This window comes from Kribbella rubisoli, from assembly GCF_004217145.1.
GTDB classification, from domain to species: domain Bacteria; phylum Actinomycetota; class Actinomycetes; order Propionibacteriales; family Kribbellaceae; genus Kribbella; species Kribbella rubisoli.
Map to the genome: position 1 here is coordinate 703,647 of NZ_SHKR01000011.1, position 23,502 is coordinate 727,148.

22 protein-coding genes are annotated in these 23,502 nt (G+C 68.0%); 7 read left to right on the top strand and 15 right to left on the bottom strand.

The genetic code is table 11. The features are described from left to right. The first annotated feature begins 45 nt into the window (after positions 1-45). Positions 46-2,178, top strand: a complete 2,133-nt coding sequence (locus tag EV645_RS06175) for a discoidin domain-containing protein (RefSeq protein ID WP_130440619.1) — start codon at positions 46-48, stop codon at positions 2,176-2,178. Here the strand turns inward: EV645_RS06175 and EV645_RS06180 are convergent. Beyond that, positions 2,150-3,067 carry a helix-turn-helix domain-containing protein gene (locus EV645_RS06180; RefSeq protein WP_198681481.1) on the bottom strand — a complete coding sequence of 306 codons (918 nt, stop codon included), beginning with the start codon at positions 3,065-3,067 and terminating at the stop codon, positions 2,150-2,152. The two genes, EV645_RS06175 and EV645_RS06180, sit on opposite strands and share 29 nt — an antisense overlap. Positions 3,068-3,132: 65 nt before the next feature. On the opposite strand from EV645_RS06180, the gene EV645_RS06185 reads away from it, so the two are divergent. The 5 genes from EV645_RS06185 to EV645_RS06205 are packed head-to-tail and all read left to right on the top strand — an operon-like array spanning position 3,133 to position 8,358. After that, on the top strand, positions 3,133-4,449 hold the full coding sequence (locus EV645_RS06185; protein WP_130440623.1) for a glycoside hydrolase family 36 protein: 1,317 nt from the start codon (positions 3,133-3,135) through the stop codon (positions 4,447-4,449). After that, positions 4,442-5,356 (top strand): carbohydrate ABC transporter permease, encoded by a 915-nt coding sequence (locus tag EV645_RS06190; protein ID WP_242000238.1) that lies wholly within the window; start codon positions 4,442-4,444, stop codon positions 5,354-5,356. The genes EV645_RS06185 and EV645_RS06190 overlap by 8 nt, the downstream gene beginning before the upstream one ends. Beyond that, positions 5,353-6,162 carry a carbohydrate ABC transporter permease gene (locus EV645_RS06195; RefSeq protein ID WP_130440625.1) on the top strand — a complete coding sequence of 270 codons (810 nt, stop codon included), beginning with the start codon at positions 5,353-5,355 and terminating at the stop codon, positions 6,160-6,162. Before EV645_RS06190 ends, EV645_RS06195 begins: the two co-directional genes overlap by 4 nt. A gap of 13 nt (positions 6,163-6,175) precedes the next feature. Next, a complete protein-coding gene (locus EV645_RS06200; protein WP_130440627.1) occupies positions 6,176-7,450 on the top strand; it encodes an ABC transporter substrate-binding protein in 1,275 nt (424 codons plus the stop codon). Further along, positions 7,447-8,358 carry a phytanoyl-CoA dioxygenase family protein gene (locus EV645_RS06205; RefSeq protein ID WP_130440629.1) on the top strand — a complete coding sequence of 304 codons (912 nt, stop codon included), beginning with the start codon at positions 7,447-7,449 and terminating at the stop codon, positions 8,356-8,358. Before EV645_RS06200 ends, EV645_RS06205 begins: the two co-directional genes overlap by 4 nt. Positions 8,359-8,390: 32 nt before the next feature. On the opposite strand, the gene EV645_RS06210 is transcribed toward EV645_RS06205, so the two are convergent. From EV645_RS06210 to EV645_RS06230, 5 genes are all read right to left on the bottom strand, one after another. Next, on the bottom strand, positions 8,391-9,308 hold the full coding sequence (locus tag EV645_RS06210; protein ID WP_130440631.1) for an NADP-dependent oxidoreductase: 918 nt from the start codon (positions 9,306-9,308) through the stop codon (positions 8,391-8,393). Between the two features lie 95 nt (positions 9,309-9,403). Next, on the bottom strand, positions 9,404-10,969 hold the full coding sequence (gene metG / locus EV645_RS06215) for a methionine--tRNA ligase (protein WP_130440633.1): 1,566 nt from the start codon (positions 10,967-10,969) through the stop codon (positions 9,404-9,406). 28 nt (positions 10,970-10,997) lie between these two features. Then, the gene (rsmI, locus tag EV645_RS06220; protein ID WP_130440635.1) at positions 10,998-11,840 is read right to left on the bottom strand and encodes a 16S rRNA (cytidine(1402)-2'-O)-methyltransferase; all 843 of its coding nucleotides are present in this window, start codon (positions 11,838-11,840) and stop codon (positions 10,998-11,000) included. Further along, complete coding sequence (locus tag EV645_RS06225; protein WP_130440637.1) at positions 11,837-12,253, bottom strand: type II toxin-antitoxin system VapC family toxin; 417 nt, start codon at positions 12,251-12,253, stop codon at positions 11,837-11,839. Before EV645_RS06225 ends, rsmI begins: the two co-directional genes overlap by 4 nt. After that, positions 12,250-12,489: a hypothetical protein gene (locus EV645_RS06230; RefSeq protein ID WP_130440639.1), complete on the bottom strand. Its 240-nt coding sequence runs from the start codon at positions 12,487-12,489 to the stop codon at positions 12,250-12,252. The genes EV645_RS06225 and EV645_RS06230 overlap by 4 nt, the downstream gene beginning before the upstream one ends. 216 nt (positions 12,490-12,705) lie before the next feature. Here EV645_RS06230 and EV645_RS06235 point away from each other — a divergent pair, with 216 nt between their 5' ends. After that, the gene (locus EV645_RS06235; RefSeq protein WP_338419142.1) at positions 12,706-14,289 is read left to right on the top strand and encodes a dolichyl-phosphate-mannose--protein mannosyltransferase; all 1,584 of its coding nucleotides are present in this window, start codon (positions 12,706-12,708) and stop codon (positions 14,287-14,289) included. On the opposite strand, the gene EV645_RS06240 is transcribed toward EV645_RS06235, so the two are convergent. From EV645_RS06240 to EV645_RS06280, 9 genes are all read right to left on the bottom strand, one after another. After that, positions 14,273-14,722 carry a GNAT family N-acetyltransferase gene (locus tag EV645_RS06240; protein WP_130440643.1) on the bottom strand — a complete coding sequence of 150 codons (450 nt, stop codon included), beginning with the start codon at positions 14,720-14,722 and terminating at the stop codon, positions 14,273-14,275. The two genes, EV645_RS06235 and EV645_RS06240, sit on opposite strands and share 17 nt — an antisense overlap. A 41-nt stretch (positions 14,723-14,763) precedes the next feature. Continuing rightward, a complete protein-coding gene (locus EV645_RS06245) occupies positions 14,764-15,441 on the bottom strand; it encodes a DUF1707 SHOCT-like domain-containing protein (protein WP_130440645.1) in 678 nt (225 codons plus the stop codon). 63 nt (positions 15,442-15,504) lie between these two features. Continuing rightward, a complete protein-coding gene (locus EV645_RS06250; protein WP_242000239.1) occupies positions 15,505-16,710 on the bottom strand; it encodes an MFS transporter in 1,206 nt (401 codons plus the stop codon). Then, positions 16,707-17,504, bottom strand: coding sequence for a Rossmann-like domain-containing protein (locus tag EV645_RS06255; protein ID WP_130440647.1), 798 nt, complete (start codon positions 17,502-17,504; stop codon positions 16,707-16,709). Before EV645_RS06255 ends, EV645_RS06250 begins: the two co-directional genes overlap by 4 nt. A gap of 43 nt (positions 17,505-17,547) precedes the next feature. Then, positions 17,548-18,594, bottom strand: coding sequence for a pyridoxal-phosphate dependent enzyme (locus EV645_RS06260; RefSeq protein WP_198681482.1), 1,047 nt, complete (start codon positions 18,592-18,594; stop codon positions 17,548-17,550). Beyond that, complete coding sequence (locus EV645_RS06265) at positions 18,591-20,111, bottom strand: ABC transporter ATP-binding protein (protein WP_130440649.1); 1,521 nt, start codon at positions 20,109-20,111, stop codon at positions 18,591-18,593. Before EV645_RS06265 ends, EV645_RS06260 begins: the two co-directional genes overlap by 4 nt. Beyond that, positions 20,108-20,893: an ABC transporter permease gene (locus EV645_RS06270; RefSeq protein WP_130440651.1), complete on the bottom strand. Its 786-nt coding sequence runs from the start codon at positions 20,891-20,893 to the stop codon at positions 20,108-20,110. The genes EV645_RS06265 and EV645_RS06270 overlap by 4 nt, the downstream gene beginning before the upstream one ends. Further along, complete coding sequence (locus EV645_RS06275; protein WP_130440653.1) at positions 20,890-21,828, bottom strand: ABC transporter permease; 939 nt, start codon at positions 21,826-21,828, stop codon at positions 20,890-20,892. The genes EV645_RS06270 and EV645_RS06275 overlap by 4 nt, the downstream gene beginning before the upstream one ends. Continuing rightward, positions 21,829-23,355: an ABC transporter substrate-binding protein gene (locus EV645_RS06280; protein WP_198681483.1), complete on the bottom strand. Its 1,527-nt coding sequence runs from the start codon at positions 23,353-23,355 to the stop codon at positions 21,829-21,831. Positions 23,356-23,502: the final 147 nt, after the last annotated feature.

The window sequence follows — 23,502 nt, forward strand, 5'->3', positions numbered from 1 at the left end:
CCAGTAGTTTGCGTCTCGGTTCCGCCCGACCGACAGGAGCAGCCGATGCCCCGGATCAGCGCAGTTCTCGCCGCACTCAGCCTCGTCGTGGGAGCGCTACACACAGACACCGCCCCACCGATCCCCGTGCAGATTCTCAGCCTGACAGACCTGCACGGCTACCTCTCGGAGACCGAGAACCTGACCATCGCCGGCCCGGCCGGCACCCAGCAGGTCGGCGGTGCCGCTTATCTCAAGGCACACCTCGACCAACTGAGGAAGCCGAACAGCTTCCTCATCGGTTCGGGCGACCAGTTCAGCGGCTGGCCGGACTACACGCAGGCGTTCGCGAACGAGCCGACCATCGAGGTCCTGAACGCGTTCGGGATGGACTTCGACGTTGCCGGCAACCACGAGTTCGACCGCGAGTTCCCGTTCCTGCGCCGGATGCAGACCGGCGCCTGTTACGGCAAGCCCGGGTTCGACAGTTGCTTCAAGGACTCCACCGGCCGGAACTTCCACGGCACCGATTACGCGTACCACGCGGCGAACATCGTCGACCCGCGGACCAAGCGGCCGGTGCTCCCGCCGTACTGGATCGCGAAGGCGGGCTCGCAGCGGATCGGGTTCATCGGGCTCGGCTTCCCCGGTACGCCGACCGAGACGCTGTCGATCGAGGGATCCGGGTTCGAGTTCCAGGGCGTGGTCGACGCGGCGAACCGGGCCGCGGCCGCGCTCAAGGCCCAGGGAGTGAACGCGATCGTCGTCAGCATGCATGAAGGCGGTCAACAGGGCGGCTTGTACGACGAGTGCAAGAATCCGAGCGGTCCGATCTTCGACGCGGCGCGGGCGATGTCGCCGGACATCGACGTGATCCTCGGCGGCCACTGGCACACCGCGTTCAACTGCATGATCCCGGACCCGAACGGCGTACCGCGTCCGGTGCTGGAGGCAAGCAACCACGGCCGGGTGCTCGGCGAGGTCAACCTGTCGCTCGATCCCGCGACCGGTGAGGTGATCCGGTCCGCGACGACCGCGACCAACCACGCGGTCACCAAGGACGTCACGCCTGATCCGAAGATCCAGAAGATCGTGAAGTACTGGATGGACAAGTGGACGGCCCGCCAGGCACAGCCGCTCGCGAAGCTCGACCGCGATCTCGACTTCGCCACCACGACGGAGAGCCGGACCGGAAACCTCGTCGCCGACCTCTACAAAGCTGAGGCGAAGGGCGACTTCGCGCTGGTGCCGGCCGACCTCGGCGTCGATGTGATCGCGGCCGGTCTCAAGGCCGGCACGGTGACGTACGGCGAAGCATGGCCGGTCGCCGGGATCTCGCCGATCACCACGCTCTCGATGAAGGGCTCGACCGTCGAGGCCGTCCTGGAGCAGCAGTGGATCCCGCCCGCGTACGGCTGCAGCCGACTGTCCGCGCTGGCGACCTCGGCGAACTTCCGCTACAGCTACGACCTCGGCAGACCCGTCGGCGACCGGATCGATCCGGCGAAGGTCTTGATCAACGGGAAGCCCTTGCAACTCGACAAGACGTACCGCGTGACGACGAGCGCGGCGATGCCGTTGCACGGAGCGCAGTACGGCTATCCGGGCTTCCAGCAGTTCACCAAGCTGACCCGTGCGTCGAAGATGGGCCAGGAGGTCTTCCTCAACTATCTGCGGACCCATCCGTTGCTCAAGGCACCTAGCCTGGGACGCGTCACCGCAATCCCCGGTACGCCGCCGCCGGTCGACGGCCCGTTCGGTCCGCTGAACCTGCTACCGCAGATCGAGATGACGGCGACGGCCACCAGCCAGGGCTCGCCCGCCTACACCGCAGCGTCGGCGATCGACGGCAACTGTACGACGATGTGGCACTCGAACTGGAGCCCGCACGCACCGCTTCCGCAATACATCACCCTCGATCTGAAGACGCCGCGTGCGGTCGAGGCGCTCGTCTACACGCCACGCCAGGACGCCGACGTGCCGAACGGCCGGATCTCGTCGTACGACGTCCAGACGAGCCTCGACGGGATCACGTTTACCTCGGCGACGACGGGGTCATGGGACGGCAGCGTCGATGCGAAGATCGCCCGACTCCCAGCCGCAACGACGGCCCGCTACGTGCGACTGATCGGACTGGCCGGCGGGGCGGACTACGCGGCGGCGACCGAGCTCAATATAGCTCTAGCTCCGGGTTCCTGACCTTGGCGCGATGGGCGGTCGGCGAGATCCCGAAGCGGCGGCCGAACTGGCGGCTGAGGTAGTGCGGTGAGTCGAAGCCGACCGCTGCGGCGATCTGCGCAACGGACATGTCGGTCGCGCCGAGAAGCTCGGCGGCGCGCTGCAGACGGAGCGCCAGTACGACGTTCATGATCGAATCGCCGACCTGTTCCTTGAAGAGATGCGCCAGACGGGAGACGGACACCTGGGCGAGCCCGGCGAGTGAAGTCAGCGTGTGCGGCCGAGCCGGGTCCGCGGTGATTGCCTCGAGCACCAGATGCACGCGGGCGTCCAGGTGTTGCGTCTCCCGGCGCAGGCTTGCGACCGCGGTCAGCAGCACCTCCTCGATGCCGTTCATCGTCAGCTCGGTCGCGACACTCTTCTCCAGCAGGTGCAGCTCGGTGTCGCCGGTCGGCGACAGCCCGGCCCGCTGCGCGTCCCGGTGCAGCCGGTCGAACGCCGACACCACGCGGTCGGTCTCCGACGACCTGGTCAACCGCACATACGACAGACCAGGCATTGCCTGTGGCAACGACAACCACGCATGCCACTCACGCCGCGGCTGGAAGTGCGCCCACCACGACTCCCAGTAGGTGCCCACGGTCCCGTAGTCGTGCGGCGTACCCGGGCTGACCAGTACGACGTCCCCGTGGCGCAGGGTCAGCCTGTTCTCGCCGATGAGATACCGGCCCGTCCCGGACGCGGTGTACAGCAGGTACCAACTGCCGACGCCGTCCGGCCGGACGACCCGATAGTCGCCGCCGCTGTGGAAGTGGCCGGTCACCAGCTTGCTCGGCGGCGGGATCTCGCTGTACAGCTCGATCAGCACCTGGGTAGCAAGATCGTGCTCGAAGTCAGCAGGCTCCGTCATGGTGGATCCCCTCGTAAGGGCTCCAAGATTAGCAAGATCCTGCACCCCGACGAATCGAGTCATCCGTGCCTTTCGCCCCCGTCGCCGAGCTCGAGTACGACGCCTCCACGCTGGTCTTCGAGCACGGCTGGCAGTCCTGGAGCCCGAGCGGCTGGTACCGCCTCGACGCGTCGCCACCGCGGCCGACCGCGCCGAACCACCACGTGATGGCGTACCGCCCCGGCGTCGAGGCCGGCCGGTTCCAGGGCGAAGGTCTGCTCGCCGTCGCGACCGCCGGCGAAATCACAACCGTTGCCGCGAGCACCCCAGACGTCGTGCCGTCGATCCGCGCCGAGATCCACGACGACCGGCTGCTGATCTCTGCGGACGGCGAGGTGCAACTCACCACCAGCACGCACGCCAACCCGAACCAAGCGCTGGCCGACTGGGCTGACACCTTCGCCGCCGGTGCACCGCCCGTCCGCGTGTTCGGCCCGTCGTGGTGCAGCTGGTACGCGTACTGGGGCAAGGTCACCGAGCGCGACGTGATGGCCGAAGTCCGCCAGTTCGACCAGCATGACCTCAGCATCGACCTGGTCCTGCTGGACGAGGGATACCAGGCGGCGATCGGGGACTGGCTGACGCCGCGTGACGACTTCGGATCGACCGTCCGGCTCGCCGCCGACATCCGCTCGAGCGGTCGCCGCGCCGGCATCTGGGTAGCGCCGTTCCTGGTCGGCAGCGGCAGCGAGACGGCCCGCAAGCATCCCGAGTGGCTGGTCCCCGGGATCAACGCCGGTACCAACTGGGGCCAGGAGCAACTAGTTCTCGACGTCACCCATCCCGGCGCGGCACAGCACATCCAGGACGTGTTCACCGAGCTGTGCCGGCAGGGGTACGACCACTTCAAGCTCGACTTCGTGTACGCCGGGGCGATCGACGGCGAACGCCACGAGCAGCTCGACGGCATCGCGGCGTACCGGCATGGGATGCGGCTGCTGCGCGAAGCCGTCGGACCCAACCGGATTCTGCACGGGTGCGGTGCTCCGATCCTGCCGAGCCTCGGGCTGGTCGACTGCATGCGGATCTCGCCGGACACCGATCCGTTGGTCGACCCACCATCCGGCGACATCAGCCAGCCGGGTCAACGCGGCGCCCGGTCCACGTCGGTGGCGCGCGAGTTCCTGCACGGCCGGTGGTGGGCCAACGATTCCGATTGCCTGATCGTGCGGCCGGACGTCCAGGAACGGGAGATCTGGGCGGAACACATCTCCGAAGGTCCTGGTCTGCGGATGTCGAGCGACCCGATCGGCGAGCTCGATCGCTGGGGGCTCGATCGGACCCGCGAGCTGCTCGTCCCGAGTTCGCCGCGGCCGCATCCGTTGAAGGATCCCGATGCTTAGGCCCGCGCCCCGCCGTACTCATCGCATCGGCCGGGGCAGGCAGACGGCCGCGGCGTACGCGCTGCTCGCGCCGAGCCTGGTCGGCGTACTCGGCTTCTTGCTCGCGCCCGTGGTGATCGTGCTTGTTCTCAGCCTGTTCGACTGGAAGTTGCTGTCGACACCGGAATTCATTGGACTCGCCAACTACCGCAAGCTGTTCACCGACTCTGACGTCTGGCACTCGCTGCTGGTCACGCTGTACTACGTCATCATCTGCGTGCCCGGTACGACGATCCTCTCACTGCTCCTGGCGCTCCTGGTCGACCGCAAGCTTCGCGGGATGAAGTACTTCCGCGCGCTGCTCGTGATCCCGTGGATGGCGACGCCCGTTGCCCTCGGCCTCGTCTGGAGCTGGATCTTCGACCCGGGCCGCGGCGCCCTGAACCAGTTCCTCGGACTCTTCGGCGTCGACGGTCCGGCGTGGCTGTCGTCGCCGGTGCTGGCGATGCCGAGCGTCGCAGCGGTGCACATCTGGCAGTTCGCCGGGTACAACATGCTGTTCTTCCTGGCCGGCCTGCAGAACATCCCGCCGTCGTTGCGCGAGGCATCGTCCCTGGACGGCGCGTCGCCGGTCGCCCACTTCTTCTCGATCACGCTGCCGCTGCTGCGGCCGACGATGCTGTTCGTGCTGATCACCAACGTGATCGGCTCGTTCCAGGCCTTCGACACGATCTTCGTGATGACCGAGGGCGGACCCGGTGACAGCACCGAGGTGACGACGTACCTGATCTACGACGAGGCGTTCAAGAAGTTCGACTTCGGCTACGCGTCGACGATCTCGGTGCTGCTGTTCGCGGTGGTGCTGATCGCGACGATCTCCCAGTTCGTGTACTTCGAACGCCGTACGACCTATGAGGTGTCCGGATGAAACTGCGCATCTTCGTGTACGCCGTCCTGGTGGCCGGCTGCGTACTCGCGATCTTCCCGTACTTCCTGACCGTGCTCACCGCGTTCAAGGGCCCGGGGCAACTGTCGGAGACGATGCCGTGGGAACCCGGAGTACCGCCGAGCACGGCCGCGTTCCACCGGCTGTTCGCATCCGGCTTCGGCGGCTACCTGGTGAACACGACCCTCGTCACGGCGGGGATCACGCTCGGGCAGGTCGTGTTCGCGGTGCTGGCGGCGTACGCCTTCGCGCGGCTGTCGTTCCCCGGCCGGGACGCGTTGTTCTGGGTCTATCTGTCGACATTGATGGTGCCGCCGGTGGTCACGATGATCCCGCTCTACCTGATGATGCAGAAGCTCGGCCTGGTCGACACCTGGGCAGGTCTGATGCTGCCGACGATGCTCGGTACGCCGTACGCGATCTTCCTGCTCCGCCAGTTCTTCCGCGGCATTCCCGCGGATCTCGAGGACGCCGCCCGGATCGACGGCGCCGGGCGGGTCCGGACGCTGGTGTCGATCGTGCTGCCGTTGTCGAAACCGGTCCTGGTCACCGTCACCACGCTCGCCGTGGTGGCCAACTGGAACAGCTTCCTCTGGCCGCTGATCATCACCAGCAGCGAGGACAAGCGGTTGCTGTCGGTCGGGATCGCCTTGTTCAAGGGGGAGATCGGCGTCGATTACAACGCCGTGATGGCCGGCAGCCTGATCGCGCTGGCGCCGCTGCTGGTCCTGTTCATCGTCTTCCAGCGCTTCATCGTCCGCTCGGTCGCAGTTACCGGGCTCAAGTAGTTCGGAGGCTCTCATGTCTTTGTCCAGGAGGACTTTTCTGATCGGCGCCGGAAGTGTGCTCGCCCTCGCCGGCTGCGGCTCGTCGAACGACAAGGCGAGCAGCGGCGGCGGCAAGGTCGAGCTCGTCTACCGGCTGTGGGACGAGCAGCAGGAGGTCGGCTACAAGGCGGTCTTCGCGGAATTCACGAAACAGAACCCGGACATCACGGTCCGGATGGAGGTGCTGCCCTGGGACCAGTACTGGACCAAGCTCACCACCGAGCTGGCCAGCGGCAAGGCGCCGGACGTGTTCTGGCTGACCGTCGACTACTTCCCCGACTTCGCCGGCAAGGGCGTCCTCGCGCCGCTCGACGACCTGATCTCGAAGGCCGGGCTCAAGCTGGACGCGTACAACCCGAACGTCGTGCAGTCGTACAAGTTCGAGGACAAGCAACTGGGGATGCCGAAGGACATGGGCATCGTCGGACTGCTGTACAACAAGGACCTGTTCAAGAAGGCAGGCGTGACGATGCCGGCCGAGCTGACCTGGGCGCCGGACGGCTCGGGCAGCTTCCTCGAGATCGCCCGCAAGCTGACCGTCGGCACCAAGCAGTGGGGGTTCTGCTCGTGGAACCACAACCAGACCCAGTGGCTGAACTGGATCGCCTCGAACGGCGGCCACGCGATGGACAAGCCGTACGGCACGTTCGACTTCGCCGGCCAGAAGTCGGTCGAGGCGCTGCAGTTCGCCCGTGACCTGATCTTCAAGTGGAAGGTGTCCCCGGACGGCACCCGGACCAACCCGCCGACCGGACAGGCAACCGAGATGTTCTACCGCGGCGAGGTCGCGATGTTCCCGGCGAACAACGCACTGCTCCCGTTCGCGCTGCCCGAGGTGAAGTTCCCGATCGGGGTCGCCGCGATGCCGGCCGGACCCGCCGGGCGCACGGTGGTGATCAACGGTCTCGCCGAGACGATGTTCGCGAAGACCAAGCACCCGGAGGAGGCCGGCAAGCTCGTCGCCTTCCTCGGCACGGAGAAAGCGCAACGCCTGATGGGCGACGCGGGCTACATCATCCCGGCACTCACCGACGCCGGCGCCGGATACCAGACCTTCTGGCAGAAGAAGGGCATCGACGTCCAGCCCTTCCTCGACTCGGCCGCCGGCAGCACGGTCAACCTCCCGATCGCCGACGGCTGGACCTCGAAGTCCACCGAAATCAACAAGGCCGCCAACGACCTCTTCCTCGACAAGACCCCCGTCCAGGACATCGCCGCCGCCATGGACAAGATCGGAAACGACCGATGAAGGAACTGACCGACTCGTACGACGACCGGGCGGACGACGCCGTACTGCGCCGGCGGCTCGCCGGCGATGGGTATCTGTTCTTTCGCGGCTTGTTACCGGTTGATGTGGTAACCGACGTGCACGAGCAGTTGGCGCGGATCTTGTACGACAGTGACTGGTTGGCGCGGGATGCGGATCCGCGTGAGTTGGTGGCGTCGGGGCGGGCCGTTGAGGAGGGGTCGGCCGGGTTCTTCGGGGCTTATACGGCGATTCAGAGCACGCAGGCGTTTCACGAGCTCGCCGTACGGCCGGAGTTGATCGGGCTGGCCGGACGGTTGCTGGGTGAGGAGGCGTTCGCGCATCCGGCGCATATCTGCCGGATCGCGCCCCCGTCGCCGGGGGCGAATCCGACGCCGATCCACCAGGACTACCGGTTCATCCAGGGCAGCGTCGACACGCTCACCACCTGGCTCCCGTTGAGCGCGGCGCCGCCGGAGATCGGTGGGCTCCGGGTGTACGCCGGGTCGCCGCGTCTCGGCGTACTGCCGGTCAGGGCGTCGGACGGCCCGGGGATGTTGCGGGCCGAGGCCGACGAGAACCACCCGGAGTGGCGTACGACGTCGTACCAGCCGGGCGACGTACTGCTGTTCGGGAGCCTGACCGTGCACGGCGCAATGCCGAACCGGACCAAGCATCTGCGGCTGTCAGCCGACTTCCGCTACCAGGCACGCAGCGCACCTATGGCGCGCGACATGCTCGGCACCGGCAAACCGCACTACCACCCGGACGTGCCGGACTTCCCGACCCTCACCCGCGGCTGGACCTCGACGGAATCTGTCGAGGTCCCGGCCGGGGTGAACTTCGTCGACCGCTGGGACCCGCGAGTGGACGACGTACCCACGCCGCAGTCCCGCTTCGCCTACGCCTGATCCATCACAGCTGAGCCATCACGCCGGAGCCGTCACGCCTGGGGCAGGACGACGATCTTGCCTCGGGCGTGGCCGGACTCGCTCAACGCCTGGGCCTTGCTCGCGTCGGCCAGGCCGAAAGTCTCGGCGATTCGGATCGTGAGCTTGCCGTCGGCGGCCGCCTGGAGCTGGGCGTCGAGGGCGGCGCGGACCTGCTCGGGGGTGCCGGTGCCGCCACCGGAGGTTTGGATGCCGAGCTTGCCTGCGGCGAAGTCGGCGATGGTGACGATCCGGTCGGTGCCGCCGCGGAGTTCGATCGACTCCTCGAGGCCGCCCTTGCCTGCGGTGTCGATCACCGCATCGACACCCTGCGGAGCGGCCTCGCGGACCCGCTCGACCAGACCCTCGCCGTACGTCACCGGGATCGCGCCGATCGAGCGCAGGTAGTCGTGGTTCGCCTCGGATGCCGTGCCGATCACCGTGAGACCGGCCGCCTTCGCGAGCTGGACGGCGACTGAGCCGACCGCGCCCGCGGCGCCGTGGATCAGGATCGTCTCGCCGGACTTCACGCCGAGCAGGTCGAGCACCCGCTGCGAGGTCTCGCCGGCCACCGGTACGCCGACGGCCTGCTCCCAGCCGAGACCCGCGGGCTTGCGCGTCACATTGCCGCCGAGCGCGTACTCGGCGTACGAACCGCCGGTCGACCAGCCGACGACCTCGTCGCCGACCGCGAAGGCAGCGCCGTCACCGGCCTCGTCCACCACACCGGCGACCTCGAACCCCGGGATCGCGGGGAATTTCGCCGGCGCGAAGTCCTTCGTGAAGCCGCGGCGGATCTTCGCGTCGTACGGGTTCACGCCGGCCGCACGCACCTTGATCCGCACTTGCCCGGGTCCGGCGTGCGGCTCCGGCACGTCCTGCACCTTGAGTACCTCGGGATCGCCGTACTCCTCGAACACCACAGCCCGCATGCCACAGCCTCCTCGAATTGGTTGTTGCTACAAGAAAAGGCAGCGCCGCCGCCCGGCATTCCCGGACGGCGGCGCGAGTTTGTCGCGATACAGACTCAGCTCTCTTCGAGGCGCGGGAACAGCGCGTCGCCCTTCGTCAGCGTGGAGCCGGCCGGCAGCTGGCCCCAGGTGCCGGCGTCCTGCACGCGCTGGTCCTTCAGCGCGCCCAGCTTCTCCTCGGCGCCGAGCAGCTCCCACAGCTTCGCGGACGACTTCGGCATCGTCGGGTTGTGCAGTACGGCGACCGCGCGCAGCGTCTCGGCCGCGGAGTACAGGATCGTCGCGAGCCGGTCCTGCTTCGACTCGTCCTTCGCGACCTTCCACGGCTCCTGCTCCGTGACGTACCCGTTGACCGCGCCGACCAGCTCGTTGATCGCGGCCAGCGCGTCCTGGAACGCCAGCGTGTCCAGAGCCTTGTCGGCGGTGGCCACGGTCTGCGCGAGCTTGTCCGCCAGCGCCTGCTCGGCCGGTCCGTGGTCGGTCGGCTCCGGCAGCACGCCGTCGAAGTACTTGCCGACCATCGCCGCGATCCGGCTGGCCAGGTTGCCCAGACCGTTCGCGAGCTCTGAGGTGTAGACCGCGCTCAGGTGCTCCCAGGAGAACGAACCGTCCGAACCGAACTGGATCGTGCGCAGGAAGTAGTACCGGAACGCGTCCGAGCCGAAGTGGTCGGTGATCTCGTGCGGCGCGATCGCGGTCAGCTTCGACTTGCTCATCTTCTCGCCGCCGACCAGCAGCCACCCGTGCGCGAACACCTGGCGAGGCACGGCAACGCCGGCAGCCATCAGCATGGCCGGCCAGATCACCGCGTGGAACCGGAGGATGTCCTTACCGACCAGGTGTACGTCGACCGGCCACAGCTCCTCGAACCGCTTCGGGTCGGTGCCGTAGCCCGCAGCCGTCACGTAGTTGAGCAGCGCGTCGATCCAGACGTACAGAACGTGGTCCTCGTCCCACGGCACCGGGATACCCCAGTCGAAGGTCGAGCGGGTGATCGACAGGTCCTGCAGGCCCTGCTTGACGAACGCGATCACCTCGTTGCGCGCGCTCGCCGGCGCCACGAAGTCGGGCTGCTCGTCGTACAGCTCCAGCAGCTTGTCGGCGTACGCCGAGAGCCGGAAGAAGTAGTTGGTCTCCGAGACCAGCTCCAGCTCGGTGCCGTGGATCATGCACAGCTGGGTGCCGTCCTCGCCGGTACGGATGTCCGCGGGGAGCTTGAACTCCTCGCAGCCGACGCAGTAGAGGCCCTCGTACTCGCCCTTGTAGACGTCGCCCTTGTCGTACAGCGTCTGCCAGAACTCGCGGACCCGCTCGGTGTGGCGCTGCTCGGTGGTCCGGATGAAGTCGTCGTACGCGATGTCGACGTCGACCCAGGCCGGCTTCCAGGCCTCCTCGACCAGCTTGTCCGTCCACGCCTGCGGCGTCATGCCCTGCGCCTCGGCGCTACGCATCACCTTCTCGCCGTGCTCGTCGGTACCCGTCAGGTACCACTTGCGCTCGCCGCGCTGCGCGTGCCAGCGCGTCAGGACGTCCCCGGCCACCGTCGTGTAGGCGCTGCCGATGTGCGGCGGAGCCGTGACGTAGTAGATCGGGGTGGTGACGTAATAGGCCTTCTCGGACATGTTCCAAGCGTAGTGGCGCGCGCGAATGCTATTTACCAGGGTCTCGTGCAGCCAGTACGGCGTCGTACACCGTCCGCTTCGGGACGTTGAAGCGCTTCGCGACGTCAGCAATCGCTTGTTTGCGGTGCGTACCCGCTTCCTCGTCCTTCGCGACCTCCCGGGCCAGGTCCTCACCGGTGACGATCTTGTCCGGGTCGGCGCCGGCCACGACGATCGTGATCTCCCCGCGGACGCCGTCCTTCGACCAGGTCACGAGCTCGTCGAGCGGGCCGCGCTTCACCTCTTCGTAGGTCTTGGTCAGCTCCCGGCACACCGCCGTACGCCGATCCGCGCCGAACGCTTCAGCCATCGCCTCCAGGGATGCGGTGATCCGGTGCGGCGCCTCGAAGAAGACCATCGTCCGCGGCTCTTCTGCCAGCTCCCCGAGCCGCCTCCCGCGCTCACCGGGTTTCCGCGGCAGGAACCCCTCGAACGTGAACCGATCCACCGGCAACCCGCTCAACGCCAACGCGGTCAGCACCGCCGAAGGCCCTGGCACCGCCGTCACGTGAACCTCGGCCTCGATCGCCGCCGCCACCAGCCGGTACCCCGGATCCGACACGCTGGGCATCCCCGCGTCCGTCACCACCACCACTGTCAGCCCGTCGACCAACGCCTGGAGCAACTCCGGCGTCCGCTCCCGCTCGTTCCCCTCGAAGTAGCTGACCACCCGGCCACCGACCGCGATCCCCAGCTCCGAAGTCAGCCGCCGCAACCGCCGCGTGTCCTCCGCAGCCACCACATCTGCCGCCGCCAACACCCGCCCCAACCGCGCAGAAGCATCAGAAACATCCCCGATAGGAGTCCCCGCCAGCACCAATCGCCCGGTCATGGCAGAAGTGTGAAAGCGTCGAGGTGCCGCGGCCTCACGACAGTGAAGTGCCGGCGATCCAACGTGGCGATCTCCCGAGCGCCGAGCGCCTCCGCAACGGCGACCACCGAAGCGTCCGCCACCCCGAGCGGCAGATCGGCGTACGTGTGCATCAGATCCGCGATCCGCTCGAGCTCGGAATCACATTCGGCAATCGCGAAGTCGCCCGCCGCGAGCGACTCTACGAAGTCGGCCTCCACCTTCGCTCCGACCTCGCGCTGGACGAGGTAGCAAACCTCCGGTATGACGAAGCTCGGCACCACCAACTGTTCCCGGTTCAGGTGAGCGGCAGCGAAGAGGTCGACGCAGGCACGGTGGTCGTCGTCGTTGGACAGCACCGCTGCGACAAGCGGTCCGGTGTCGACGACGATCACTCGCTGCGGCCGAACTCGTCTCGCAGGATCTCCTCGCTCTGCCGTGCGATGTCCGGACGGCTTCCCGCTCCGGCGCCGAACCACGACGGCGGCCACGGTCGAGGCTCCGTCGCCCGGCGACGGCGCATCTCGAGGCGGTGCTTGAGGATCTCTCGCATGTCCGGCACGAGCTCCGCGGCGGCTTCGTCGGGCAGCTCGTCGATCAGCGCGTGCAGCTCCTCGCGTGGCGTGCTCATGGGACTGATTGTAGGAGGTTCGGCGCAGCTGGTTCTGGTTATCCACAACCGCCCGGGAGGCGGTGGTACCGGGGCGTCCGTACGATGGCGGGCGTGGCTGCTGTGATCGAGGATGGGACTGCGCGGCGTAGCGACGCCGGCGAGGGGCTGGAGACGCTCGGGCGGGACGTGCTCGGGAGACGGCTGCCGCCGCTCAAGGAGCGCCTGTATCCGGCCATGCCGCGGGACTTCGACGGCGGGTGGATCGCCACGCTGGCGATCACGCTGATGGCCGGCATCCTGCGGTTCTGGCACCTCAGTACGCCGGTGAAGTTCGTCTTCGACGAGACGTACTACGCCAAGGACGCGTTCAGCCTGCTCAAGTTCGGGTACGCGCGCCAGTTCATCGACCAGCCCGAGGGCGCCGCCGACAAGGCGATCCTGAGCGGCAACCTGGACGTCTTCAAGCCGACCCCGAGCCTGACCGTGCACCCCGAGGTCGGCAAGTGGATGATCGCGGCCGGTGAGCAACTGTTCGGGATGAACACGTTCGGCTGGCGCTTCATGCCGGCCCTGTTCGGCACGCTGACGGTGCTGCTGGTGATCCGGACGGTACGCCGGATGACGCGCTCGACGCTGATCGGCTCGATCGCCGGCCTGCTGCTCGCGGTCGACGGCCTGCACTTCGTGATGTCCCGGGTCGCGCTCCTCGACATCTTCCTCGCGTTCTGGCTGGTGGCAGCGGTCTCCTGCCTGGTCGCGGACCGTGACTGGACCCGCCGCCGGCACGCGGACACCCTCGACACCCCGACCTCCGACGGAGAGCGTCGTACGATCGGCCGCTGGCTGCTCGTCCGCCCGTGGCGCATCGCCGCCGGCATCTGCTTCGGCCTCGCGCTCGGCACGAAATGGTCCGCCGTCTGGACGCTCGCCGCCTTCGGCGTACTCGCGTTCGCCTGGGACTTCGGCGCGCGGCGCGCTCTCGGCGTACGGTTCGCGTTCGTGAAGTCGGCGCTGGTCGACGGCATCCCGGCGTTCGTCAGCCTGGTGCTCGTCGCGGGCATCACCTACCTCGCGACCTGGACCGGCTGGCTGCTGCACGACAACGCGTACGACCACAACTGGGCTGCGAGCAATCCGGCACACGGCGTGATGAAGGTCGTGCCCGACGACTTCCGGTCATTGCTCGAGTACCACAAGGAAGTGCTCGCCTTCCACACCGGCGACTACATCAAGCACGCCACCCATCCGTACCAGTCGAACCCGGCCGGCTGGCCGATCATCGCCCGCCCGATCGGCTTCGACGCGGTCAACGACATCAAACCCGGTACGCCGGGCTGCAACGCCCCGGCCGGGACCAACTGCCTGCAGGTGATCTCTGCCCTCGGTACGCCGCTGCTGTGGTGGGGCGGCGCGCTCGCGCTGATCGCGGCGCTGGTGTTCTGGATCGGGTCCCGCGACTGGCGGTACGGCGTACCGATCGTGGGCTTCGTGACGTGCTGGGTGCCGTGGTTCGCGTTCGACGACAGACCGATCTTCTTCTTCTACGCCGTCACGATGATCCCGTTCACCGTGATGGCGGTGGCGCTGATCCTCGGCAAGATCCTCGGACCGGCCCGCGCGGCCATCGGTACGGCGGCAAGCTCGGCGGGTGCGGCGATGAGTACGGCGTCGCCGCGCCGGCTGATCGGCAGCGCGGTGGTCGGCGCGTTCGTCGTCCTCGTCGTGCTGAACTTCGCCTACATCTGGCCGATCCTGACCGACAAGGTCCTCCCGCACCCGGACTGGCTCAACCGGATGTGGTTCAAGTCGTGGATCTGACCGCGTAATCAACGTTCTCGAACGGCCACTCCGCGGCTAGCCAGCCGCTGACGGCTTCGTACAGCGGAACGTCCAGCTCGGCCCTGTCCGCACTCACCCAGGACCGGACGTCGGTGACGCCAGGGTTCTTGCGCGACGGGTAGATGTAGACGCAGCCGATCACGTCTGCGTCGATCACGGTGAAGGTGAAACCGCGTCGCTGCACGAAGTCCTCTGCGTGCCGCTGCAGATCTCCGAGATTCGACTCCAGCGTCATCCCGTCCACCGGCGGCCAACTGCCGCCGAAGCCCGGCGTCGCGCGGATGTGTTCGATGCTGCTCGTCCACGCGGCATGATCCGGGACGTTGTGCTCCGGGCCGAGCGGTTCGAGCCGGAAGCGCGGCGTGATCAGTTCCCGGGGCACGTCGAAATCAGCTGGTACGAAGTCGCTCATGCCCGCAGGCTATGAGGCCGCGGCCCCGGACCGCACGCGTATTAGTGCAGCTCGTGGTGTCCCTTGCCTTTGTTCTTCTTGCCGTGGCGCTTGGCCGACGACTGGCCGCCGACGCCGCCGAACAGCGCGAGGCCCTTCACCACGACGGTCGGTGCGTTCGGGTTGGGGTCGTCGCTGCCACGGGCGCCGAAGCCGCCGAAGATGCCGACACCCTCGTTGCGGACCGTCACGCCCTCGGGCACGGTGATGTCGATCCCGCCGAACACCGCGAACGCGTAGATCGTCACCTCGCGGCCCTCGAAGACCGCGTTGGTCATGTCGAGATCGTGCCCGCCGAACACCGCGAACGCGTTCGTACGCCGCTTCACCCGCCAGCGGCCGGTCCGCTCGCCGCCGCCGAAGATCGCCACCATCGTGTCGAAGCTCTGGCTCGGGTCGGCCGGCTCCTCGATCGGGACCGGGCTGTTGGAGACCGACGGCTGCGTCACGGGCAGTGGCACCGGCTGGGCCTGACCCGGTACGACGAGGTCGCGCGTGATCGGCTCGAGCTCGCCGAGCGTCCTGGCCTGCAACGCCTGCTCGAGGCGTTCGGCATGCTCGTCCTGCGACAACCGCCCCGACATCAGGGCATCCCGGAGTACGTCGACGACCTGGTCACGATCGGTGTCGGACGCCCGCAGGTGCGCGTGCGGGTGCGGGCGGTCGGGCAGATTCTCCATAAGACGGAACGATATATCGAGAAGGGCTCGGTGCGGACTCCGGAAATCCCCCGATCCTGACCCCTACTCCGCCGATCGGACTCTAAGGGCGCAGAGCATCGCGATGAGGGTGATCGCGGCGAAGGTGAGCGCCGTACCCGGGTAGCCGCCGAGGCCGAGGCCAAGGCCGCCGATCGCGGCGCCGAGGAACGTGCCGAGGCTCATGCCGGCCGCGTTCACGCTCAGCGCCGAGCCGCGGAGGTCGCCGCTGCGGCGGACCAGCAGCGTGGTGACGCAGGCCGCGACGGTTGCGTGGCTGGCACCCATGAGCGCGGTGAGCAGAAGCGTGAGCGGCAGGGTCGGCGAGAAGTAGAACGCCGCGACCGCGACCAGGGCGACGGTGATGCCGCTGAGCAGCAATTTCTCGGGGCTGATCCACGCGCGGTCGGTGGCGAGATAACGCCCGGCGAAGAGATTGCCGAGGAAGAACGACGCGCCGCTCAGCGACCACACGAGCGCGAACCAGCCCGGAGCCAGGTCGAACTTGTCGTCGTAGAAGGCGGCGAGGTAGGCGAGGTACCCCATGAAGGCCGCGGTTCGGAGCATGGCGACGGCGAGCAGCGGGAGTGCACCAGGGACGAGAGCCAGGTCGCGGTACGTCGCGAGGTAGCTGACCCGCTCGTTCTTGCTGCGGGGTGGCTTGCGCCCGCGTCCACGCCAGAAGAAGGCCGCGGACAGGGCGAGTGAGACCACCGAGGCGGCGAGCAGGTTGCCTCGCCAACCCCAGATGAGTCCTGGTACGGCGAGCACCGGCGCGGCCAGCATCGCCATCGCCGAGGTCGTCGCGGACACCAGCGTCGCCGCCCGTCCCGCAGCCGCCGGCGAGCGGAACCGGTCAGCCGCCGCAGCCCCGATCGACGGCGCCAGGATCGACGTCGACGCACCGATCAGTAAGCAGAACGCCGCCAAGGCGAACACGTTGCCCACAGCCCCTAAAGCCGCGGAGATGCCGAGCAGCGCGAGCCCACCCGCGGCGACCAGCTCCCGCGCCACCCGATCCATCAACGGGGCCAGCGAGACCCCGACCGCCAGGGCCGCCAGTCCGCCGAGCCCGCGCAGTCCGCCGATCTCCGCGACGCTCCCACCCGCGGTCTGCGCGATCGGCACGAGATACATGCCGAACACGGTGAACGGAATCAGGCTCACCGTCGAGGCCAGCAGGAACGGCCACAACCGCCTCGCCATCCGGAGATCGCCAGGCACCTCGGTCGAGGGTGTGACTGTGGTCATCTGTCCGTCCTGTAGCGGTAGAGGCTGCTCGGGCGGGAGCTGAACTGGGAGAAGGGAAATGGTTCCGCCGACAGCGCGGTGACGCCCTCGCCGAGGAACGCGCGCACGACGGCGCTGCCCGTCTGTGCGTAGACAGCGAGCGGCTTCGATTGCTCGCGGCAACGAGTGAGCAGTACGTCGAAGCTGCCGTTGGACAGCGTCATACCCGTGGCGACCACAGCGTCGGCTGCATCGACGACCTCGATCATGTCCCGCGAGACGGGCAGACCGGAAGCGGTCTCGCGGAGGTTGAAGTCGCACGGGAGACAGACGCCACCGCGCTCGGTGATCGCGTCGACGAGCGGGTTGACGACGCCGATCAAGGCAACTTTGGTGCCATCAGCAACATCCAGCAGACCGGCCACGGCCGCATCACGGGCCCGCGCCCGGACGTCCGGCGTACCGGCCGGGAGGACGATCTCCTCGGCGCGCTCCGCCGTGTGATGAGGCTCGACCGCGGCCAGGTAGGCATCGAGTGCGGCGATCCGCACCGGGAGCGGATCGTCGGACGTGAGCACGTCGGCCAACGTCCGCCCGGAGGTGTCCGCGCAGTACGACGGCTCCAACTCCCCCGCCTCGAACGAACACGCTCCGAAGACCTCGCCGACGCGCAGCAGCACGTAGTAGTTCCGGTAGGTAACGTCCGCCCCTGGCAACCGGGTCGTGTGATGCAACCAGAAAGCGCTGGTGACGTTGAAGTCCGCCGGCGAAGGAGACCCAGCGAGCACAGCGGCAGTGAGATCAGCAACGGTCATGGCAACTCGGCCAGCCTTTCGGGGTTGCAGTCACGGGCACACACTAATGCGACGGGGTCGCAGATGGAAGTTTCTCGTGGTGGGCCAGTGCCGACTCGCGGCGGTCCCAGGACATGGCGGACCACGGGACCGAGAGGTCGTCGAGGGAGTCGATCTCGAGGGGGCGCATCGACGCCATCGGGCGAGCCTCGGCGTGGCGGGCGAAGGCGGACTCGACGTAGCGGGTCCCGGTGTCGGCGGCCAGGAAGACGTGCTTGCGGCCGCGGTCGCAGCCGTGTTCCCACAACGCCGACAGGTACGCCGCCCCGGCCGACAACCCAGCGAAGACCCCGGACGTCCGAAGCAGGTCGACCGCCGCCGACATCGCGTAGTCGAACGAGACCCAATGCAGCCGGTCGTACAACTCGTGCCGCACGTTGCGGAACTCGATCGAGCTCCCGATCCCCGCGATGATCATGTCCGGATCCTGCGTGTGGCCGGCCCCGAACGTGATGCTGCCGAACGGCTGCACGCCGACCAGGTTCACATCCCGCCCACGCTCCCGCAGGTACGCCGCGATCGCGCCGGTCGACGCGCCCGTACCCACCCCGCCGACCAGACACAGCGGTCCGTCCGGCACCACCTCCGCTACCAGATCAGCAACCGCGCGATACCCGAGATAGTGGATGTCGTCGTGATATTGCTGCATCCAGTGGTAGGTCGGGTTGTCACGCAGGATCTCGCCGATCCGGCGGACCCGGAGGTTCTGGTCGAGCTGCAGGTTGTTCGAGGACGGCACCTGCTCGACCGTCGCGCCGAGGATCTCGAGCTGGATCTTCAGGGTCCGGTCGACCGTGGTCGAGCCGACGATGTGGCAGTTCATCCCGTACCGGTGGCAGGCGAGCGCGAGCGCGTGCGCGTAGATCCCGCTCGAGGAGTCGATCAGCGTGTCGCCACGCCGTACCCGTCCGGTCTCGAGCAGGTGGCGGACGGCGCCGAGCGCGGAGTACACCTTCATGGTCTCGAACCGCAGGCAGATCAGATCATCCCCGACCCGGATCGGATCGGGATCTTTGATGGCCTCCGCCAGGTGGTCGTGCAGTCGCGTCATCGGCGCGGTTCGCTCCTTGTGTCGATGGATAACACGGGCGGAGATTGAGGGGCACCGATCCGCGCGGCTGCCACCAGCCGGCGGGTCAGTTCATGGTGTGGTTCTGTGGTGAGGGTCGCCGGCGGGCCTTGTTCGACCACGCGGCCCTCGTCGAGGACCAGGACCTGATCCGCAACGGTTGCGACCAGACCGAGGTCGTGGCCGATCCAGATCAGCCCCGTGCCACGGGTCTTCAGCTCGGTGAGCAGGTCGAGGACAAGCGCCGTACCGCGGTCGTCGAGGGCCGTGGTGATCTCGTCGCAGATGAGTACGTCGGGGTTCGCGAGGACGGCTCGGGCGAGGGCTGCGCGTTGGAGCTCACCACCGGAGAGCCGGCTCGGCGGGCGGGCCGCGGTGATCGCGGCGACGCCAAGTCTCGCGAGGGTGGCCTGTGCTTCTTCTCGGGCCTGTTGCGCTGGGAGGCCGCGGAGGCGTTGCGCCGTACGGGCGACCTGCTGATCGACGGGGCGACGCTCGTCGAACGAGCCGCGGACCTCCTGCCAGACGTACTGGACGCGGCGGGTCTGCTCGCGGGTGCGGTTACGGAGGACCGGCAGCGGTTCGCCGTCGAGGCGGATGCGGCCGGTGTGGCGCTCGTGCAGACCCGCGAGACAGCGGGCGAGGGTGGTCTTGCCGCTGCCGGACCGCCCGACGATGCCGAGACAGGCGCCGGCACGGACCTCGACGGCGACATCACGCAGTACGACGTCGCGACCGCGCGGCCGCAGCGAAGCAGACAGGTTCATTGCCTCTAGCAACGGCTGCCCACCGGTGGAGGTTCCCGTCGCGGGCAGGTCGGGCGACGCCGGCAGTACGTCGGCGACCACTCGGCCCGCGTCAAGCACCACGACCCGGGTTGCAAGCGCCCGCACGAGGTCGAGATCGTGACTGAGCAACAAGATCCCCAGTCCCGTCCCGGTCAGTTCACGCAGCTCCTGGACCAACTGCAGGCGGGTGATCGAGTCGAGTCCGGTACTTGGTTCGTCAAGGACCAGCACCCGCGGTCCGCACGTCAAGGCCTGTGCCAGCGCGACCCGCTGCCGCTGCCCGCCGGAAAACTGATGCGGAAACCTCTTCAGGGTCGCGCGGTCGCCCGGCAACTGCGCTACGCGGACAGCCTCCTCGACATCGCCGTCGTGAAGCTTCGCGAGCTCGCGCAACGTCGTACCGATCCTCCGGGCCGGGTTGAGTGCGCTGCCCGGATGTTGCGGCATGTACGCAACCACGCGCCCACGCACGTCGGCCTGGGTCCGCCCGTTGCTGTCGACAACCACCTCACCGCCGACCTCGACCCGACCGTCGAGCCGTACGCCGCCACCGTGCTCGCCGAGCAACGCCAACGCGGACGTCGTCTTACCGGACCCGGAGGCGCCGACGAGCGCCGTCACCTCGCCGGCGACAACCTCGAACGACACTCCATCCACGAGAATCGCCGACCCAGCCGTAGCTCTCAGGTCGTCGACTCGCGCCAGCGTCATACGGCCGCCATCTGCCGCGACCTGTGCACCAGGCGGTCGGCGAGCAGGTTGAAGCCCAGCGTGAAGGAGACGAGGAGAAGCGCCGGCGCGAGCACCGACCACGGCTGGAGCAACAGGCCCTCGCGGTTGCGGGACACACTGACCGCCCAGTCCGGCGCCGTCGGGCTCAACCCCAGCCCGAGGAAGTTGACCGAGGCAACCAGGAAGACTGCGAGCGTGATCCGCGTGCCGAGGTCGGCAGCCACCGGACCCAGCACCGAGCGCCCGACGTACCCGATCTGAATCGCGAACCACGACTCACGCTGCATCCGCAACGCCTCAACCACCGGCCCACTCGCCGCATCCAACGCCGCCGCGCGGACGAGCCGTGCCACCGTCGGCACGTTGACCATGGCCACCGCCATCATGATCGCGAGCGCGGACGCCCGCCATCCGACGGCCACCACACTGATGACCAGCAACGACGGCAACGGCAACAGCACATCCAGCGGCCGCATCAACCCCTCGTCCAACCACCGATGCCGGGTCGACGCCGCCACCAGCCCGATCGCCCCACCCACGACGTACGCCAACACCACCGCGCCGACAGCCATCCCCAACGCAGTTCGCCCGCCCACCAACAACAGCCCGAACACGTCCCGCCCCAGCCCGTCCGTCCCCAACAGACCCTCGGACGAGTAAGGCAGGCCCTTGCCCACCTCGTACGACACCAGAGGCCCGAGAATCGCGATGCCCAACGGCACGGCGATCAACCCGGCTGCGATCCATCCACGCCGGTTCATCGGAGCAGGGCCGTTCGCGGGACCAAGCGGTTACAGGCGAGGTCTGCCGTCAGGTTGATGAGCAGCGCTGCGACCGCCAGCACCAGCGTCAGACCTTGCACAGTGGGGATGTCGCGGGTTTCCACGCCGTCGACCAAGGCCGTCGCGAAGCCGGGGATAGCGAAGATGGCTTCTACTACCAGGACTCCTCCGAGGAGCGTGTCGCCGGTGCGGGCCAGTTCTTGGACACCCGGTACGGCGGCGTTCGGGAGGACGTGACGGAGCAGGAGCTGACGACGGGGTACGCCGAGCCGCCGCGCCTGGACGACGTACTCGGCGTGGAGCGCGTTGATCGTGCCGGCCCGGACCTGGCGTGACAGCAGGCAGACGGTGCGACCGAACAGGACCGCCACCGGCAGGACCAACAGCGCGGGCGACGCGAGCAGATCCCCGCCGACCCACGTCGCCGGCAGCCAACCGAGTCGCAGCGAGAAGACCGCAACCAGCACGACCGCGATGACGAAGTCCGGGATCGCCGACAGCGCCAGCGTCACCGACGTAATCGCCCGATCGATCCGCCCGTTCTCCCGCGTCCCCATCACGATGCCCAGGGCAACGGCCAGCGGCACCACGATCGCGAGCGTCGCGACCGTCAGCACGAACGTCGCACCGATCGAGGACCGCACGATGTCGATCACAGGTCCCCCGCTGATCAGCGACGTGCCCAGGTCACCCGTCAGCACGTTCCCCAACCAGTGCACGAAGCGCTCCGGCGCCGGCCGGTCCAGCCCGAGCTCAGCCCGCAACCGAGCGACCTGCTCCGGCGTCAGCGTCTCGGTGAACCGCAGCTCCGCCGCATCCCCCGGCAGCAACGACGTAAGCACGAACACCAACACCGACAGCACGGCCAGTTGCAGAACCGCGAGCAGCGCCCGCTGAGCGGCGTACGACCGCATTCAGGCCAGCCACACCTTGTCGAACCGCCCCTGATCCAGCGTGTTCGGCGGCACCGCCTGCACACCCTGCACCTTGGCCGACACCGCGACGAGATAGTCCGGCAGGCCCCACGCCAGGATCCCGCCCTCGTCGCGCAACGTCTTCTGCAGCCCGCCGTACTTCTCGGACCGCTCGCTCTCAGACGTGATCGCCCGCGCCGCAGCGAACCCGGCGTCGAACTGCGGCCGCCTCCAGTGCGTCACGTTGAACGGCGAACGCGACAGCAACCGATCCGTGAAGTACTGCGGGATGGGCATCGCGCCGGACCGATGGTTGCCAATAGCACCCTTCGTCAGCAGGTCCTTGGCGTAGGTCTGCGGACTCCCCGTCGTCACCTTCAACCGCACCCCCGCCTCCGCGACCTGGTCCGCGAACAACGTCGCCGCCTCGACGAACCCGGCCGAGGCATCCGCGGTGAAGATCTCCACTTCCTTCCCCACCAGCCCTGCCTTCGTCAGCAAGGCCTTCGCTCGATCCACATCACGCTCGCGGGCCGGCAGATCGGCGGGGTAGTACTGATACCCCTTACCGAAAAGGTCATTCCCGACCTCGCCGCGCCCCGCGAGCACGACATCCACCAGCCGCTGCCGATCCGCAAGCAGCTTGAACGCGAGCCGTACGTCGGGATTGTCGAACGGCGGCCGATCGACCTTCATCACGAACGCCTGCATCGTGCTGGCCTTCGCCGCGACGACCCGCACCGCCTTCCCGGCCGTCCGCGCGAACGTCGCAGTCATGTCGTTCGCGTACTCCGCCTGCCCACCCTGTACGGCGTTCGCCCTCGCCTCGGAGTCCGCGGACAGGATGTGCAACTCCTCGATCCGTGCGGGCTCGTCCCAATACTCGTCGTACCGCGAGGCGACCATCGACCGCCCCGCCTCGAAGGAGGCGAAGCGGAACGCACCGGTGCCGAGAGGCTTGGCCGGATCCTTGAATCCGTTGCGCACGATCTGCGTGCCGATGCCGGCAAGCAGCGCCGGGAACTCCGCGTTCGGAGCGGTCAGCACCAGCTCGACCGTCGACGGCCCCAGAGCCCTGCTGCGCTTGAGATCCAGCGTCGCGAGCGACGACTGCGCGACTCGCTCCGGCACGGCGGGATCGGCGATCCGCGCGAGGCTGAACAACACGTCCTCGGCGACCAGCTTCGCGCCGTCATGGAAGCTCGCGTCCTGCAGGCTGAACCGCCAGGTCGTCGCCGTCCCGTCGTGCTCCCACTTCGACGCCAGCCGCGGCACCGGCTTCAGATCCGGTCCGAGCTCGACCAGCTTCTCGTACATCGCCTTGTGCCGTGCGATGTCCACGAACAGGCTCTGCACATGCGGGTCGAGCACCTCCTTCGCCCCGCCCCCGGCGTACACAGCGCGCAACCGCCCGCCCTGCCTGGGCTGCGCCGCCGCTTCACCGTCCGCCCCACATCCGGCCACCGCAGCCAGCCCGGCGGCACCGGCCACCCCCAGGAACCCACGCCTGCTCAACGCCTCGGACACGCGCCACATCCTCACGTTAGTGAAAACGATTGTCAAATCCAGCGCGCATCCGAACCCGACGCGATCATTCTTCCGACCCCGCTCCCGCCCCCGCTCGCCGTAACGGCGTGTCACCACGACCTTCCCCTCGGCTACGATCCGCAGCGT

What these genes read in the sequence shown, in the direction of transcription:
- EV645_RS06175 (WP_130440619.1), top strand. Translation starts at nt 46, where the DNA reads ATGCCCCGGATCAGCGCAGTTCTCGCCGCACTCAGCCTCGTCGTGGGA.
- EV645_RS06180 (WP_198681481.1), bottom strand. Translation starts at nt 3,067, where the DNA reads ATGACGGAGCCTGCTGACTTCGAGCACGATCTTGCTACCCAGGTGCTG.
- EV645_RS06190 (WP_242000238.1), top strand. Translation starts at nt 4,442, where the DNA reads ATGCTTAGGCCCGCGCCCCGCCGTACTCATCGCATCGGCCGGGGCAGG.
- EV645_RS06195 (WP_130440625.1), top strand. Translation starts at nt 5,353, where the DNA reads ATGAAACTGCGCATCTTCGTGTACGCCGTCCTGGTGGCCGGCTGCGTA.
- EV645_RS06200 (WP_130440627.1), top strand. Translation starts at nt 6,176, where the DNA reads ATGTCTTTGTCCAGGAGGACTTTTCTGATCGGCGCCGGAAGTGTGCTC.
- EV645_RS06205 (WP_130440629.1), top strand. Translation starts at nt 7,447, where the DNA reads ATGAAGGAACTGACCGACTCGTACGACGACCGGGCGGACGACGCCGTA.
- EV645_RS06210 (WP_130440631.1), bottom strand. Translation starts at nt 9,308, where the DNA reads ATGCGGGCTGTGGTGTTCGAGGAGTACGGCGATCCCGAGGTACTCAAG.
- metG (WP_130440633.1), bottom strand. Translation starts at nt 10,969, where the DNA reads ATGTCCGAGAAGGCCTATTACGTCACCACCCCGATCTACTACGTCACG.
- rsmI (WP_130440635.1), bottom strand. Translation starts at nt 11,840, where the DNA reads ATGACCGGGCGATTGGTGCTGGCGGGGACTCCTATCGGGGATGTTTCT.
- EV645_RS06230 (WP_130440639.1), bottom strand. Translation starts at nt 12,489, where the DNA reads ATGAGCACGCCACGCGAGGAGCTGCACGCGCTGATCGACGAGCTGCCC.
- EV645_RS06235 (WP_338419142.1), top strand. Translation starts at nt 12,706, where the DNA reads ATGCCGCGGGACTTCGACGGCGGGTGGATCGCCACGCTGGCGATCACG.
- EV645_RS06240 (WP_130440643.1), bottom strand. Translation starts at nt 14,722, where the DNA reads ATGAGCGACTTCGTACCAGCTGATTTCGACGTGCCCCGGGAACTGATC.
- EV645_RS06245 (WP_130440645.1), bottom strand. Translation starts at nt 15,441, where the DNA reads ATGGAGAATCTGCCCGACCGCCCGCACCCGCACGCGCACCTGCGGGCG.
- EV645_RS06250 (WP_242000239.1), bottom strand. Translation starts at nt 16,710, where the DNA reads ATGACCACAGTCACACCCTCGACCGAGGTGCCTGGCGATCTCCGGATG.
- EV645_RS06255 (WP_130440647.1), bottom strand. Translation starts at nt 17,504, where the DNA reads ATGACCGTTGCTGATCTCACTGCCGCTGTGCTCGCTGGGTCTCCTTCG.
- EV645_RS06260 (WP_198681482.1), bottom strand. Translation starts at nt 18,594, where the DNA reads ATGACGCGACTGCACGACCACCTGGCGGAGGCCATCAAAGATCCCGAT.
- EV645_RS06265 (WP_130440649.1), bottom strand. Translation starts at nt 20,111, where the DNA reads ATGACGCTGGCGCGAGTCGACGACCTGAGAGCTACGGCTGGGTCGGCG.
- EV645_RS06270 (WP_130440651.1), bottom strand. Translation starts at nt 20,893, where the DNA reads ATGAACCGGCGTGGATGGATCGCAGCCGGGTTGATCGCCGTGCCGTTG.
- EV645_RS06275 (WP_130440653.1), bottom strand. Translation starts at nt 21,828, where the DNA reads ATGCGGTCGTACGCCGCTCAGCGGGCGCTGCTCGCGGTTCTGCAACTG.